The 14,456-nt window shown below is 71.4% G+C and carries 11 protein-coding genes; 6 read left to right on the plus strand and 5 right to left on the minus strand.

Annotated elements, in window-relative coordinates:
* Positions 1 to 13: 13 nt before the first annotated feature.
* Together FGX59_RS08900 and FGX59_RS08905 are read right to left on the minus strand one after the other, a co-directional pair.
* Positions 14 to 928: a glycosyltransferase family 2 protein gene (locus tag FGX59_RS08900; protein ID WP_138466178.1), complete on the minus strand. Its 915-nt coding sequence runs from the start codon at positions 926 to 928 to the stop codon at positions 14 to 16.
* Position 929: 1 nt separating this feature from the next.
* On the minus strand, positions 930 to 2,195 hold the full coding sequence (locus FGX59_RS08905; protein WP_138466179.1) for an oligosaccharide flippase family protein: 1,266 nt from the start codon (positions 2,193 to 2,195) through the stop codon (positions 930 to 932).
* Between the two features lie 278 nt (positions 2,196 to 2,473).
* Between FGX59_RS08905 and FGX59_RS08910 the strand changes: the two genes are divergently transcribed.
* Positions 2,474 to 3,718 (plus strand): polysaccharide biosynthesis/export family protein, encoded by a 1,245-nt coding sequence (locus FGX59_RS08910; protein ID WP_138466180.1) that lies wholly within the window; start codon positions 2,474 to 2,476, stop codon positions 3,716 to 3,718.
* Positions 3,719 to 3,914: 196 nt separating this feature from the next.
* On the opposite strand, the gene FGX59_RS08915 is transcribed toward FGX59_RS08910, so the two are convergent.
* The 3 genes from FGX59_RS08915 to FGX59_RS08925 all read right to left on the minus strand — a co-directional run bounded on the left by FGX59_RS08915 (position 3,915) and on the right by FGX59_RS08925 (position 8,551).
* Positions 3,915 to 6,500: a PAS domain-containing hybrid sensor histidine kinase/response regulator gene (locus FGX59_RS08915; protein ID WP_138466181.1), complete on the minus strand. Its 2,586-nt coding sequence runs from the start codon at positions 6,498 to 6,500 to the stop codon at positions 3,915 to 3,917.
* 15 nt (positions 6,501 to 6,515) lie between these two features.
* Positions 6,516 to 7,028 carry an oxidoreductase gene (locus tag FGX59_RS08920; RefSeq protein WP_138466182.1) on the minus strand — a complete coding sequence of 171 codons (513 nt, stop codon included), beginning with the start codon at positions 7,026 to 7,028 and terminating at the stop codon, positions 6,516 to 6,518.
* Between the two features lie 122 nt (positions 7,029 to 7,150).
* Positions 7,151 to 8,551, minus strand: coding sequence for a WecB/TagA/CpsF family glycosyltransferase (locus tag FGX59_RS08925; protein ID WP_240722338.1), 1,401 nt, complete (start codon positions 8,549 to 8,551; stop codon positions 7,151 to 7,153).
* 335 nt (positions 8,552 to 8,886) lie between these two features.
* Between FGX59_RS08925 and FGX59_RS08930 the strand changes: the two genes are divergently transcribed.
* The 5 genes from FGX59_RS08930 (at position 8,887) to FGX59_RS08950 (ending at position 14,426) form a co-directional block, all read left to right on the plus strand.
* Positions 8,887 to 9,504, plus strand: a complete 618-nt coding sequence (locus FGX59_RS08930) for a response regulator transcription factor (RefSeq protein ID WP_138466183.1) — start codon at positions 8,887 to 8,889, stop codon at positions 9,502 to 9,504.
* 266 nt (positions 9,505 to 9,770) lie between these two features.
* Positions 9,771 to 10,295 carry a GNAT family N-acetyltransferase gene (locus FGX59_RS08935; RefSeq protein WP_138466184.1) on the plus strand — a complete coding sequence of 175 codons (525 nt, stop codon included), beginning with the start codon at positions 9,771 to 9,773 and terminating at the stop codon, positions 10,293 to 10,295.
* 491 nt (positions 10,296 to 10,786) lie between these two features.
* The gene (locus tag FGX59_RS08940; protein ID WP_138466185.1) at positions 10,787 to 12,244 is read left to right on the plus strand and encodes a hypothetical protein; all 1,458 of its coding nucleotides are present in this window, start codon (positions 10,787 to 10,789) and stop codon (positions 12,242 to 12,244) included.
* Positions 12,241 to 13,551 (plus strand): O-antigen ligase domain-containing protein, encoded by a 1,311-nt coding sequence (locus FGX59_RS08945; protein WP_240722340.1) that lies wholly within the window; start codon positions 12,241 to 12,243, stop codon positions 13,549 to 13,551. Before FGX59_RS08940 ends, FGX59_RS08945 begins: the two co-directional genes overlap by 4 nt.
* A gap of 92 nt (positions 13,552 to 13,643) precedes the next feature.
* On the plus strand, positions 13,644 to 14,426 hold the full coding sequence (locus tag FGX59_RS08950; RefSeq protein ID WP_138466186.1) for a FadR/GntR family transcriptional regulator: 783 nt from the start codon (positions 13,644 to 13,646) through the stop codon (positions 14,424 to 14,426).
* The last annotated feature ends 30 nt before the right edge of the window (positions 14,427 to 14,456 follow it).

Raw genomic sequence — 14,456 nt, forward strand, 5'->3', positions numbered from 1 at the left:
GTCATGTCTCCTGTCAGGATGCGAAGAGGCTGCGCCGGAGGCGCCGCGGGAGCAGCGGCGCCAGAAGGGCGCCGGAGAGGGTCAGGAGCCCGCGGCGGGGCTCCGAGAGGAAGCCGGCCGGGCTGGCGAAGAAGCCGCGCAGCGCCAGGCGGAGGGCCTCGCCATTCGGGGCGTCGATCCTCAGCGCGCGCCGCGCCAGGTAGCGGAAATGCACCGCCTCGTCCTTCCGGCGCGGGCGGAAGCCCAGCTCGGCGGCGCTGCGCAGGGCCGCCTCGCGCCCGGCGCGCATACGCGCCAGCTCCGAGGAGAGGCCGGTCGGCGAATTGCGGTACTTCACCAGAACCGCGTCGATCCCCTCGGCCCGGTGGCCGGTCCCGGCCAGCCGGATCAGCCATTCGAGGTCCTCGTTATGGACCATCCGCGTGTCGAAGCCGCCAGTGGCGCGGAAGACCGCGCGGCGCACGGCCAGGTTCGACATGGTGCAGACCGGGTTCTCGCCCAGCAGCATGCCGACCTCGAGCGGACCGGCGGGCAGCGAGGAGACCGTGCCGGTCTCTTCGCCGTCGTAGAAGGCGACCCGGCCGAAGCAGGCGTCGAGGCCGGGATCGGCGAAGGCCTCCGCGCAGGCGGCGAGCTTTTCCGGCGTCCAGAGGTCGTCGGCGTCGCAGAAGGCGAGGAAGTCGCCATCGGCCTCGGCGGCGGCTGCGTTGCGCGCGGCGCTCGGTCCGCGGCCGCGGCGGGCCACCTGGCGGAAGCGCGGATCGATCCGGGCGGCGGCGGCGATGATCTCGCCGGTCGCGTCGGTGGAGCCGTCATCGACAATCAGGCATTCCCAGTCGGCCAGGGTCTGGGCGCGGAAGCTCTCCAGCGTCTCGGCGAGCGTTCCGGCGGCGTTGAAGGCGGGGACGATGATCGAGAAGCGCGGCATGTCAGATTGCCTTTGCACGGAGGGGACGGAAGGCCGAGGCCAGCACCGGCAGCGCGGCGGCGACCTGGATCACGGTGGAGATGGCGAGGTAGCCCCAGGCGATGGCGGCGACGCCCGAAGAGGCCAGCAGCGCGGCATTCGCGGTCAGCGCCACCGACAGCAGCGCGGTCAGCGCCAGCTCGTCCTGCGGCCGGTCCTCGGCGCGCAGCCACTGGGCGGCCCCCTGCCACAGCACCGCGGGGATGGCGGCCAGGCAGAGCACGGAGACCACGGTCTCGATCCCGTCCCAGCCCTCGCCGAAGAGCAGCGGCACGTAATAGGGCGCGGCCAGGGCCTGCAGGATCACCGCCGGGGCGATCACGCAGAGGCTCAGCGTCACCGCCTGGCGCAGCGCCTGGGCGCGGTCGGGCGCCTGGCACAGATGCGGGAAGAGCGCGGTGGAGAAGGCCTGGGCGAAGGAGGCCGCGAGGCCCAGCCCGGCATTGAAGGCCATGAAGTAGAACCCCAGCGCCTCCGGTCCCAGCATTGCGCCGACCACCAGCTTGTCGGTCTGCGGCGCGGCGGCGCGGATCACCTCGGTGCCCAGCACGGCGCGGCCGTAGCGCAGGAAGGGAGCGAGCGGCGCGGGGCGCACCCGGCGGTCGGGCCGCCAGGGATGCAGCCGGCGCATCGCCAGCAGCCAGATCGGCGCGGCCAGCAGGCGCGGCAGCACCAGCGCCATCGGCCCGGGCATCGTGAAGGCCAGCGCGGCCGAGAGCAGGTTGGCGCCGACGACCTGGCCCGCCGCGATGGCGGCGGTCTCGCGCATCTTGCCGGCCCGCATCGCCAGCGCGCATTGCACCAGCCCCTCGGGCATGAAGAGGTACTCGCCCGCCAGGATCACGACGAGCATCGCCAGATGCGCGTTGCCGGTGGCAAGCCAGATGCCCAGGGCGACCGCGGCCTGCAGCGCGAAGAGCCCGCCGCACCAGAGGCGGAACAGGGTCTGCGCGGTGCGGCAGGTGGCTTCCAGCTCGTCCTCCGGGGCGGCGATGATGCGCTGGCCCACGCCGTTCTCGGTCAGGGCCTTGAGGATGTCGGCGGCGGCGATGGCCGCGGCGGCGATGCCGATCGCGCTGGCATCCATGGTCCGCGCCACCGCGACCACCACGAAGAGCCGCGAGGCCTTTGCCGCGACGCCCGACAGGCAGTAGGCTGCCAGGTGGCTGCCGAAGGAGCCGGGCCGCAGGCGGCATGCGATGCGGGACATGGTCGTGGGCGCGGTCATGGCTGCGGTCCTTTCGTGAGATTGCGTTTCGGGGCGGTGCTGCGGGGTGAAATTGCTGAACATGGTAATATCGCAGGCGGCGCGCCAAATCCGCTGCGCGGTGGGAGGGTGCAATGGCGCAACAGATCACGGACCTATCCGAACGGATTGCCGCGCTCCCCGCTGGGAGAGTGGACGGCCGGGTCCGGGCGGCGCTATCCAGTGGGGAGCGAGACGAAAAGAAGTGAAGATGTGAGCAGCCAGTCGAGCGGCCAGTTGAGCGGAAGGAGCCCCGAGCCTTGCCGGAGCGTCGCAGCACAGTAGGTGCCAGGGTCCTGGCGCTGTCTCTTCTCGCGGCCTGCTCCGCGCCGCGCGGCGCGCAGAATATCGAGCATGCCGATGCCGGGGCCGCCTATCAGGCGCAGTACCGCCAGTTCGAGGGCGTGCCGAAGGATTCCGTACCGGTGCTGCGCGCGCCCGCGCTGAATGCCCGCGCCTGCCGGGCGCCTGCCTCCGCGGCCGATGGCGGCGCGGCGGCGGCGGGCGGCAAGACCGTCCATGCCGGCGTGCCTGCCGCGCTTGCGGGCGAGGCGCTGTCGCGCGGCGACCTGCTGGATTTCCGCCTGCCCGAGGAAGACACCTTCACCGGCGAATACGTTGTCTCGCGCGACGGCTTCCTGAAACTGCCCTACCTGCCGCCGGTCCCCGCCCAGGGCCGCAGCACCGAAGCGGTGCGCGCCGATATCGAGGCGGCGCTGATCGATGGTGGCTTCTACCAGGTGCCCCCGGTCGCCTCGCTCCTGCTGATCGACTACGCGCCGATCCGGGTGACGGTCTCGGGCGCGGTCTTCGAGCCGCAGCCGCTGGAGATCGGCGGCGTGCCGGGCGACCAGGTGGACAGCCGCCGCCAGGCGGCGCTTGGCGCCTCGACGGAGGCGCGCAACCTCTCGGTCGCGCTGCGCAATGCCGGCGGCATCCGCCCCGATGCGGATCTGTCCTCGGTGCGGATCACCCGCGGCGGGCGCACCTATGCGGTCGATCTCGGCGGCATCACCCGCGGCCGCGCCTTCGACGACGTGATGCTGATCGCCGGCGACGCGGTGCATGTGCCCTCGCGCGGCTGCTTCCAGGACGAGCTGATGGCGCCGAGCCCGGTCAGCCCGCCCGGGATCTCGGTCTACCTGTCGAATGTCACCGTGCCCGCCACCGGCAATGCCGCCTCCGCCATCGGCCAGGAGGTCCGCCAGTATCCCTACGGCACGCGCTTCATGCAGGCGGTGGTGAACACCAACTGCGTCGGCGGCTCGCGCGCGACCAGCGCCGACCGCTATGCGGCGCTGTTCTCGCGCAATCCGGTGACCGATGTCTCGGTGGTGATCGACCGGCCCGTCGAGGTGATGCGCACCCGCGCTGACCGCGATGACTACGATCCCTATCTGCTGCCGGGCGACTCCATCGCCTGCTATGACAGCAGCGTCACCAATATCCGCGATGTCCTGCAGATCCTCGGCCTCGCCGGGGCGGTGGCGGTGCTGGCGCCCTGAGGCCCGGCAGGCTGCCGACAGGGGATTCCGCGGCGGTGCCGTTCGGGAAATCGGTCCGGATTCGGCAAAGGCAGGCCGGAGGATCGAAAGAGCATCGCCGCCTCCGGGACCATTTTGCGGATTTGCCCCGGCCCCTTTTGCCCCCGTCCCCTGTCGCCGAAAGGGCTATTTCGGCGCGCGGCGGGCGGCAGCCGCCTCAGGCGGCCAGCCGCTGCATCTGCGCCTCGCCCGCGGCGCGGCTGTCGGCCCAGAGCGCGGGAAGCGCTTCCAGCTCGGCGGGCGGGATCGGCCGCCCGGTCTTGGCCGAGGTCTCGATCCGCGCCAGCGCGCCGCGCAGCGCCGCCATGCCGAAGGTCGCGCAGCTGCCCGCGCAGCTATGCGCCGTCGCGGCAAGATCGGGCGAATCCGGCGCCATCCCGGCCAGCGTGTCGATCGTTCCGTCGGTCTCTGCCACGAAGCGCTCGAAGAGCTGGGCGGCGGCTGCCGCGCCGAGCTGGCTGCAGAGCGCGCCCAGCTGGCCCGCGTCGATCACCGGCTCCGCGACCGGTTCCGCGGCGGCGGGAACGCCGGAGAAGCCGCCCTCGGAAATCTCGGCCAGGGTGGCGGCCAGCGACTGGCGGTCGATCGGCTTCGACAGGCAATGCGCCATCCCCGCCTCGCGGAAGCGCGCGATCTCGGCGGGCAGCGCATGGGCGGTCACGGCGACGATCGGCACATTGGCCGAGGCGCCGCCGCCGGTGCGGATCCGCCGGGTCGCCTCGGGCCCGTCCATCACCGGCATCGAGATGTCCATCAGGATCGCGTCGAAGCGGTGCGCCGCGGCCCATTCCACCCCGGCGCCGCCATCGACCGCCTCGGTCACGCGGTGGCCGTCGGCCTCCAGCATCTGGCGGACGACGAAGCGGTTGATCTCGTTGTCCTCCACCACCAGCAGGTCGAGCGACCGTCCCGGCGAGGGGCGGAGCGCCACTTCCTCGGCCGGCCGCAGCGGCAGCTCGCGCAGCGGCGTGATCGGGACGCGCAGCCAGAACAGGCTGCCCTCGCCCGGCTCGCTCTCGGCGCCGATCTCGCCGCCAAGCAGCTCCGCCAGTCGGCGGGAGATGCCCAGCCCCAGGCCGGTGCCGCCGGCCTGGCGGGCATAGGAGGAGTCGAGCGTCTCGAAATCGTTGAAGATCCGCTCCAGATTGGCGGCCGAGATGCCGATGCCGGTATCGATGACGCGGATTTCGAGGATGCCGCCGCCGGGGCCGGTGATCTCGGCCTCGATATCGACGCTGCCGCCGCGGGTGAACTTGACGGAGTTGCCGACCAGGTTCAGCAGGATCTGGCGCAGCCGCCGGGGATCGCCGCTTGCGCCCTCGAGCGGCACGCTCGCCCAGTCCCAGCCGAGCGTGTTGCCATTGGCCGCGGCCAGCGGCGCGGCGGTCTCGACCACGCCGTCGAGCAGCCGGCTGATCGAGAAGGGCCGGTTCTCCGGCTCCATCTTGCCGGCCTCGAATTTCGCCAGGTCGAGCACGTCGTTGACCAGCGCCAGCAGGCTGCGCCCCGAGCTCTGCATCCGGTCGAGCAGCTCGCTCTGCCTCTCGGTCATCGCATGGTCGCGCAGCAGCTCCATCGAGCCGAGCAGCCCGTTGAGCGGCGTGCGCATCTCGTGGCTCATCACCGCCAGGAATTCCGCCTTGGTCCGCTCGCCCGCCAGCGCGCGGTCGCGCGCCTCGGTCAGCTCGGCCTCGGCCTCCTTGCGCCGGGTGATGTCGCGGATCAGCGCCACGAAGAAGTTGCCGCCCTCCTGCTCGGCGCGGTCGACCGAGAATTCCACCGGGACCGGGCGGCCCATGCTGTCGACGGCCGTCACCTCGATCTGCCGCTCGTTCGGCTCGGGGCGGCGGTCCTCGGAGAGGAAGTGCAGGCGGTTGCGGTTCAGGTCGTCGGCGGTGTCGGGCGGGAAGAGCAGCTCCACCGCGCGGCGGCCGCGCGCCTCGGAGCGGAAATAGCCGAAGATGCGCTCGGCGGCGGGGTTGAACTCCTCGATCCGCCCGGCGGCATCGGCGACGATGATCGCGTCATGCGAGGTCTCGACGATCATCCGCATCCGCGCCGCGGTCTGCTGCATCGCGCGGGTTCGGTCCTCGGCCATGCGGCCGAGCACGAAGAGCGTGGCGGCCATCACCGCCATCCCGCTGAGAAGCACGCCCAGCACCGCCGCGACCAGGGTCAGCGAGCGCGTCAGGTCGGTGCGTCGCTGGTCCGAGACCGCCGCGAAGATGGAGAGCCCGGCGATCGAGACGGTGCGCACCTGGTGCTCGACGGCATCCGCGTCCCTGACGAGATCGGGCAGGGAGGCCGCAAGCGCGGCATCGCCGGAATCGACTGCGGCGGCGGTGCGTTCGAGGAAGGCGGCGACCTTGGCCTGGGCGGCGGCGAATTCGGGATCCTCGCGCAGCTCGTAGAAGATCTCGCCGGTCTCAAGCGTCGTCATCCGGCTGTAGAAGATGTCGAAGCGGCGGCGGACGGCGCCGACATCGGCGCGGCCCGTCGCGGCACGCTCCAAGGTCCGCTGGAATCTCAGGAATTCCACGTCGGCCTGGGAGAAGGTCCATTGCAGGTTGTCGGAATTGGCGGTCGAGAGCTCGTCGATCTCGCGCAGGATCACGCCGGCCAGGCCAGCGACGAGTCCGATGCACAGCACCAGCGACAGTGCCGTGAGACCGGTCCATAGCCGGGACCGTGTCCGCTGCCTGCCGAGAGCGTCGGCCAGAGCATCGTCCTCCTCAACAGCCATTTCGACAGTACTTTTCTACTTCAGGACTTCGATCCTGTCGAGCTGCCAAATGCTGCGCGCATAGATCAGCTCGGACTGGAATGCGGGGTCGGAATCAAACGGGTAGATGATCCAGAGCGGGCCCTTGCCGCGCAGCGACATGGTGCTGCCGTTATGCAGGTAGGCGATGATCGGGCCGCCCTTCTCCCAGTCCTCCGAGGGGATCTCGACGGCATAGTCGTTGACCGCCGTGGCCTTGACGGCGCTGCCACTGGCGCCGACGGCTTCCAGCAGCGCGGCCAGCGGCACGCCGGTGAAGGTCTGCACGCCCTCGGTCCAGGTGGTGGTGGTCTCGATCTTCTCGACGGGCATGCCCTGGAGCATCGCCATGTCGAATTCCGCAGCGCCATTGGCGTTTGTCTGGGTGATCTGGCCGGTGACGCGCAGCACGATATCGTCTTCCGGAGAGGGCAGTTCGCCGGAGATGGCAGGGCTCAGGCCGAGGCAGAGCGCGGCCAGGACGGCGGAAGCGAAGCGGGTGCGGGTCATACGGGACTCCTTATCCTTGCACCGATATTTCTAGCACGGCCCCCGCCGGGAGGGCGGGAGGCATTGGCACAGACCGGCTATCCTTTCGGGTAGGACCGGTCCGGTGGGGGCGGACGGCGCCGTCAGTAGGCGCCGCGGCCGCCCAGGACCGCACGGGCGGTCATGCCGATCAGCAGCAGGTCGAGCAGCAGCGACCGGGCGGAAATCTGCGCCAGATCCATGTCGATCATCTTGTCGAAGCCGATTTCGGCCCGGCCCGAGACCTGCCAGAGGCCGGTCAGCCCCGGGCGCACGGCCAGCCGGCCGCGGGCGCGGCCGTCATAGGCGGCCACCTCTTCGGGCAGGGCGGGGCGGGGGCCGACGATCGACATCTCGCCGCGCAGCACATTGAGGATCTGCGGCAGCTCGTCGATCGAGTAGCGCCGCAGGAGCCGCCCGACGCGGGTGATCCGCGGATCGTGGCGGGCCTTGAAGCAGATGCCCTCGCGGTCCGACTGCGCCAGCAGCGCCGCGCGGCGCGCCTCGGCATCGGCATGCATGGAGCGGAACTTGAACATGGTGAAGTCCCGGCCGTCGCGGCCGACGCGGGTCTGGCGGAAGAAGACCGGGCCGCGGCTTTCGACGCGGATTGCGGCGGCGACCAGGAGGCCCAGCGGCAGCGCCGCGGCCAGGGCCGTCCCGGCGATGGCGATGTCGAGCCCGCGGCGCACCATCTCGCTGCGGTCGGCGCGGCCGGCGGCATGGCGGGCGGCGCGCGCCAGGAAGGCGGCATTGCCGGCCAGGTAGCGGCGCGCCAGGCGGCGCGGCTCGCCGGCCAGGCGCCAGGCCCATTCCAGCCGCGCCTTGCGCAGGGCCTCCGGGGCGCGGCGGACGCGGCCGGAGAGGAAGTCGAAGAGCGCGCCCACCCCCATCAGGATGCGGGCCCGCAGGCGGCGGGCATTGCGCGCCAGCCACAGGTCCTGGAACGGCACGCCGAGCGCGGCCAGCACGATGTCGGCGCCGCTGCGGTTGATCTCGTCGATCGCGTCCGCCTCGTCGCGCATGCCCTCGTAGCCGTCGCGGGTGCCGGCGATGCGCAGCCCCGGAATGTCGCGGCAGAGCCGGTCCGCGGCGTCGCGGGCCACGCCCGGAGCGGCGCCGAGCAGGAAGACGGTCATGCCGCGCTCTGCCGCCTCGCGCAGCAGGGCGGGGACGAAATCGGTGCCGTTGAGGTTCTCCTTCAGGCGCAGCCCCTGCATCCGCCCGGCCAGCTCGACGCCGATGCCGTCGGGCAGCAGCAGGTCGGCGGTCTCCAGCGCGTCGGCATAGCCGGGATCGCGGGCACGGACATTGCAGCAATGCGCGTTCACGAAGGCGACGCGGCTACGCCGTCCGGGGCGCAGCAGGTGGGCGATCACCGAAGCACCGGCATCCGAAACCAGATCCAGGTCGAGAATCCGGGCAGTTCCAAGCGATGCGGGCAGCGCCGGAGCGATGGCTGCGGGCATGGGGAAATCGGCGGAAAGACGGCTGGCGTAAGTCATCGGTTTCGGTCCTGCGTTAAAATCTGGCGGCAGACATGCGACAACGAGGCATCTTTGCTCAATGCCGCGACAGGACAGAAACAGCGCCCGGGCGGATCGCGGCGGCGCCATCCGCCCGGAGCCGAGACGGCGCGGATAGTCCTTTCTATCCAAAAGGATAGGAGATACTATCCGGACGGGTGCAGGAACGCACCGCTGCTGCGAGAGGGCCAAGTGAGGGAAAAACGCAGCAGGTGTGGCCACTTGCGCATTCGCCAGCTTGAGGCGGCCCCGAAAATCGTTAACATCTGATCGGACGCATTTTGCGTCTGCGGGCACATTCTACGGAGCCGGACATGCGCATTCTCATCGCCGATGATCACGACCTGCTGAGGGACACGCTTGTCATGTTCCTGTCGCAGGAGCACGGGATGGAGGCGGAGACGGCCCGCAATTTCGGCGAGGCCATCGAAATGGCGGAACAGCGCGAAGGCTACGACCTGGTTCTGCTCGACTATTCGATGCCGGGGATGGACGGGCTGGCGGGGCTCGACCGCATGCGCGCGGCGCCCGGTGCCACCCATGTGGCGATCATTTCCGGCACGGCGAGCCGCGACATCGCCGAAGAGGCGCTGGCCCGCGGCGCGGCCGGCTTCCTGCCGAAGACGCTCTCGGCGAAGTCGCTGGTCAACGCGATCCGCTTCATGGCGATGGGCGAGCAGTACGCGCCGCTCGACTTCATGCGCGGCGGCGGCGAGGAGGAGGCGGCCAATCCGCTCTCCGACCAGCTCTCGCGGCGCGAGATGGAGGTGCTCGAGGGGCTGACCCAGGGCAAGTCCAACAAGGAGATCGCCCGCGATCTCGACCTGCGCGAGCCGACGGTGAAGCTGCACATGAAGACGCTCTACCGCAAGATCGGCGCCTCGAACCGCACCCAGGCGGCGATGATCGCCAAGGAAGCCGGGCTCTTCTGACCGGCGCCGCCGGGGCGGGGGCACCTCTCGCGCCGGCTTGTCCCGCCTCCCGGAGCCGGAACGGCCCGCCAGCCTCTGGCGCGAGGCCCTGCCTTGGCGTTGGACAGGGGATCGGTCCCCGCCATAACAGAGCTGCCGCCGTCGGCCGTGATGTCCCGGACCGGCCGCCCGTGCAGGCGGGGGCGCGGGCACTGGGGACAATCGCGCTCATTGCCGCCGTGGACGGATGCCCCTAGACCGCCCGGGACCATCCGGGAGCCCGCCGCATGAAACTCCGTCCTGCACGACCGTCCGACGCGCCGGTCCTCGCCGCCATTTCCATCGAGGTCTGGCTCGGCACCTATATCCGCCGCGGCGTCAGTCCCGTCTTCGCCGAATTCGCGCTGAGCGAATTCACCGCGACCCGGTTCGCCGGCCTGCTCGCGGATCCGGACGAGCATGTGACCGTCTCCGAGAACGAGGACGGTCCCGACGGGTTCATCCGCCTCAGCCGCGGGCGCCCCGCTCCGGTGCCGGGCTGCTCCGACATGGAGATATCGACGCTCTACGTCCAGCCGCGCCATCATGGCAGGGGGCTCGGGCGGGCGCTCCTGCGTGCGGGGCTGGCGCATGCGCGGGAGGCGGGGGCGCCGGACGTCTGGCTGGCCACCAATTCCGAAAACGCCCCGGCGATCGGCTTCTACCTGAGGCAGGGATTCGAGCGGGTCGGGACCACCGCGTTCCGCATCGGCGGCGAGGCCTATCCCAACGACGTCTTCCGCTATCCGCTCATCCGCAAGGCGGGCCGGTAGCAGGCGGCTGAAACGCCCTGTGCCGGACCGGGAAGGCGGTCCCGGACCGTCAAGACGGTGCTGGAAAAGGAGTCCAGGGCGGAGCCGTGGAGGAAACCGTCCCGGATCCGGTCGGGAATGCTGCCCGAGTTGGGCAAGTCTCGCTGCCCACGGAAATTTCCCCGATTTCGCCTCGAGCTCCGCGGCCAGCCGGATTTTTTCACCGCCCTGCCGAGGGGGCTGCCATGTCCGGCACGGGCCGCGGCTGGACTCGGACCGATGGCCGCCCCGGTCTCCTTTTCCCGCGGCCGGCTGCCGGCGGCGGGGCGGACAGCCCGCGCCATGACCGTCGGGAAGAGGGCGCAGGCTCTCCCTCCGCAGGGCGCGGGTATCCGTCCGTATAGGGGCGCTGGCCCTATTTCCCCGGGGCCATCCCCCGGCGCGGACGCGCGGGCGGAGCGTCTGCGATAGGGAAGGGCGCACCGTTCCCCCAGCCCCGAGGATCGCCCGACATGCCCCGCCTGCCGAAGCTCTTCCGCCACAAGCCCGCCCAGATCTCCCCCGTCCGGCTGCTGCGCGGCGGGCGGCTGCTCGACCGCGGGCGGCTGCCGCGCTATGCGCTGATCTTCCTCCTGGGCTCCGCCGCGCTCTGGGCGCCGATCGGGCTCTACCTGGCGAAGGCGCCGCTGCGCTACCGCACCCAGATGTCGCTGATCCTGCCGGGCTCGGGCGCCTCGGCCTCGGTCAACCTGGACCGCATCGGCCAGGCCTCCTCCTCCTCCAGCTCGCCTTTCGCCAGCTCCTCGGTCAGCCCGACCGAGACCTACAAGCGCCTGCTCGGCGCCGAGCGCATCCTCGATGCCGCCGCCCTTTCGGTCGGCGTCGCGCCGGAGGCCTTCGGCAAGCCGCGGGTGGAGCTGGTCGACCAGACCGGGCTGATCCATGTCTCGCTGACCGATGGCAGCGCCGAGGGCGCGAAGGCCCGGGGCGACGCGCTGCTTGCCGCCTTCTTCACCGAGATCGAGGCGTTGCGCAGCGACGAGATCTCCATGCGCGAGATTAGCGCGGGCGACGCCATTTCCGAATACCGCACCTCGGTGCAGACCACGCGAGCCGAGATCTCGGCGCTGCAGCGCGCCACCGGGCTGGTCTCGGGCGAGCAGTACCGCGCGCTGGCGGCGGAGACCGATGCGCTTGGCGAAAGGCTGCGCGATCTCGCGGCGACGCTGGCGGAGAAGACCGAAGCGGTGCGCGCACTGCAATCCGCGCTGCGCACCACGCCCGCGCTGGCGGCGGCGGCGCTGCGGCTGCATGCGGATACCGAATTTGCCGCGCTGGCCACCCGCATGGCCGAGCAGGCCGCCGAGCTGTCGCAGGTCCAGGCGCAGTTCGGCGCCCGCCATCCGCTGGTGACCACCGCGCAGGGCGGCTTCGAGGCGGCGCAGCGCGAGACCATGCTGCGCGCCGCAGTGCTGACCGGGCTCGACCGCGACGCGCTCGGCGGGCTCGACCTGTCGCATGTCGGCAACCGCGCGGCGCTCCTGAGCGACCTGGTGACGGCCGAGGCCGAGCGCGCCGGGCTCGCAGCCGAGGTGGCGGCGATGTCCGAGCGGCTCGAGCGCGCCGAGGCGCGCCGCCGCGAATTGCTGGAGCCCGCCGCCCGGCTCGAGGATCTGCAGCGCGACTTCTCCGTGGCCGAGGCAGTCTTCGCCTCCGCGATGGCGCGCAGCCAGGCGACCAAGACCGATCTCTATGCCTCCTATCCGCTGGTGCAGGTGCTCGAGGATCCCTCGCTGCCCGATGCGCCCTCCTCGCCGAACCGGCTGATGGCCTTTGCCGCGGGCGTGGCGGGGACGATGTTCCTGGGCTTCGGCCTCTTCCTCGGCTGGGTGCGCCGCCCGCTGATCGACCGGCTGCTGGCCAGCGCGCCCGAGCGCGCCCCGGCCCCGATCCTGGCGGCCGCGGAATGAGCGCCGCCGCCGTCTCCCTCGCCCCGGCCGCTCCGGCGGCCGCGCCCCTGGTCCCGGCCAACCCGGCCGAGGCCATGGCCTTCGCCGCGCTGCGCTGGACCTGGCCCTTCTACTTCGTCGGCGCGCTCTACCTGGTCGGGCCGGTGCTCGGCTGGTGCCTGGCGGCGCTGGCGGTGCTCTCGCTCTATCTCGGCCCGGCGATCCGGGCCGACCTGCGCCCCACGGGGCCGGTGCCGCCGGTGGTCTGGGGCTGGTTCATCGGCATGGCGGCGATGCTGGTCGCGCTCTGGGCGGGCCATGCCGACTGGGGGCTCGGGACCAAGCAGACGATCAAGTCCTCGATCGGCTGGGCCAAGGGCTGGGCGCTGCTGGCGCTGTTTCCGCTGGCCGGCGCCGTGCTGCCGATCCGGCGCGAGATCCTGGTGCGCGGCCAATGCGTCGTCGGGCTCTGGACGCTGGCGCTGACGCCGATCCTTTTCGCCGCGCCGCAGCTCGGCCTGCCCGAGCGGATCTTCACCTCGCCCCTGAAGGCGGTGGGCGGGCCCGGGCCGGAATACTTCTCGGTCTTCCTCTTCACCTGGGATCCGGGCAGCTGGACGCCGCGCTGGCAGTTCTACGCCCCCTGGTCGCCCTTCGCCGCGCTCCTCGGCGTGCTGCAGGTCTGCTTCGCGCTGGAAGAGCGCAACATCCGCTGGCGCTCCATCGGCGTGGCCGCGGGGGTGACGATGATCCTGCTCTCGAAGTCGCGCATGGGGCTCGTCGGGCTCGTCGCCTGCACCGCCGGGCCGCGGCTGATGCCGCTGATCCTGCGCGGCTGGGCCTGGCAGGCGCTGGCCGCGGTGGCCGCCTCCTTCGCGGTGATCGGCTCGGCCGTGGGCGGGGCGGCGCTGGATGCGGTGGCCGCCTTCAAGGGCGCCCGCGCCGACAGCACCCGGGTGCGCGAAACGCTGCAGCGGATCGCGGGCGAGCGCTGGCAGGCCGAGGCGTTCTGGACCGGGCACGGCACCGTGCATCCCGGCCCGCATGTGGTCGAGTACATGCCGATCGGCAGCCATCACACCTGGTGGGGCCTGCTCTTCGTCAAGGGCGTGGCGGGCTTCGCCGCGCTTCTGGTGCCGCTCGTCTGGCAGACGCTGCTGGCGCTGACGGATGCGGCGCGGGGCCCGCGCGGGCGGCTGCCGCTCAGCGTGATGATGACGATCGTGCTGCTGTCCTTCGGCGAGAACCTGGAGATCGAGGCCTACATGCTCTGGCCCGGGCTGATCCTGCTGGGCATCCATGCCCGCGAGCTGGCGGCCCGCGGCTGAGCTGTCGCCGCCTCCGCCGCGCGATCTTCTATTCAAACCGCGCGGCGCCTCTCCTAGAGTGGGGCGGAAGAGCAGGGACAGCAGGAAGGCCGATGCCGCGCAGGAAAGTTCACGACCCGGTGGCAGAGGCCGCGCTCCGGACGCTGTCGCCGATCGCCAAGACGGCCGACATGCCCCTGAGCGACAAGGCCTACGAGGAAATCCTCCGCCTGATCGTCTCCGGCGCGGTGAAGCCCGGGCAGAGCCTGCCGACCGAGGCCGAGTTCTGCGCCGCCTTCGCGGTGTCGCGCACGGTGGTGCGCGAGGCGATGTCGCGGCTGAAGACCGACGGGGTGATCTCCTCCTCGCCGGGCAGGAAATGCGAAGTGCTCAAGCAGCCCGCGCGCGAGGTGCTCAGCGCGCCCGAGGCGGTCTCGGTCGCCGAGGTGCAGCGCTTTCTCGAATACCGCGAGCTGATCGAGCGCGAGGCGGCCGCGCTGGCCGCGCGCCGTGCCGAGCCCTCGGATCTGAAGCGGTTGCGCAAGGCCCATGCCGACCAGCAGGCCGCCTTCGCCGCGAATGACGTGGATGTCCGGCACGACCTGGAATTCCACTACGCGGTGCTGCGCGCGGCGCATAACAACTTCCTGTGGGATTCGATGGCGGCGCTGCGGCGCACCTATGCCGGGGCGATGACCTATGCCCGCCAGACCATGCCGAAGAACTTCGCGGCGCGCTCCGAGCGGGTGATGGAAGAGCATGCCGCCATCCTGCGCGCGATCGAGGCCCGCGATGCCGAGGCGGCGCGCAACTACATGGCCTATCACCTGCAGCGCGGCAAGGAGCGCATCTTCGCCCATGAGCGCGATCCGGCCCTGACGGGCGGCGGCGGCTGAGACCCGCCGCCACCGCCCTGGGAGGCGGGC

The sequence above is a fragment of the Poseidonocella sp. HB161398 genome (assembly GCF_005870025.1).
In the GTDB taxonomy this organism is placed as follows: Bacteria; Pseudomonadota; Alphaproteobacteria; order Rhodobacterales; family Rhodobacteraceae; genus Mangrovicoccus.

Bases quoted from the DNA above. Each gene is read 5' to 3' on its own strand.
- FGX59_RS08930 (WP_138466183.1), top strand. From the start codon at position 8,887: ATGCGCATTCTCATCGCCGATGATCACGACCTGCTGAGGGACACGCTT.
- FGX59_RS08935 (WP_138466184.1), top strand. From the start codon at position 9,771: ATGAAACTCCGTCCTGCACGACCGTCCGACGCGCCGGTCCTCGCCGCC.
- FGX59_RS08945 (WP_240722340.1), top strand. From the start codon at position 12,241: ATGAGCGCCGCCGCCGTCTCCCTCGCCCCGGCCGCTCCGGCGGCCGCG.
- FGX59_RS08925 (WP_240722338.1), bottom strand. From the start codon at position 8,551: ATGACTTACGCCAGCCGTCTTTCCGCCGATTTCCCCATGCCCGCAGCC.
- FGX59_RS08920 (WP_138466182.1), bottom strand. From the start codon at position 7,028: ATGACCCGCACCCGCTTCGCTTCCGCCGTCCTGGCCGCGCTCTGCCTC.
- FGX59_RS08900 (WP_138466178.1), bottom strand. From the start codon at position 928: ATGCCGCGCTTCTCGATCATCGTCCCCGCCTTCAACGCCGCCGGAACG.
- FGX59_RS08905 (WP_138466179.1), bottom strand. From the start codon at position 2,195: ATGACCGCGCCCACGACCATGTCCCGCATCGCATGCCGCCTGCGGCCC.
- FGX59_RS08915 (WP_138466181.1), bottom strand. From the start codon at position 6,500: ATGGCTGTTGAGGAGGACGATGCTCTGGCCGACGCTCTCGGCAGGCAG.
- FGX59_RS08950 (WP_138466186.1), top strand. From the start codon at position 13,644: ATGCCGCGCAGGAAAGTTCACGACCCGGTGGCAGAGGCCGCGCTCCGG.
- FGX59_RS08940 (WP_138466185.1), top strand. From the start codon at position 10,787: ATGCCCCGCCTGCCGAAGCTCTTCCGCCACAAGCCCGCCCAGATCTCC.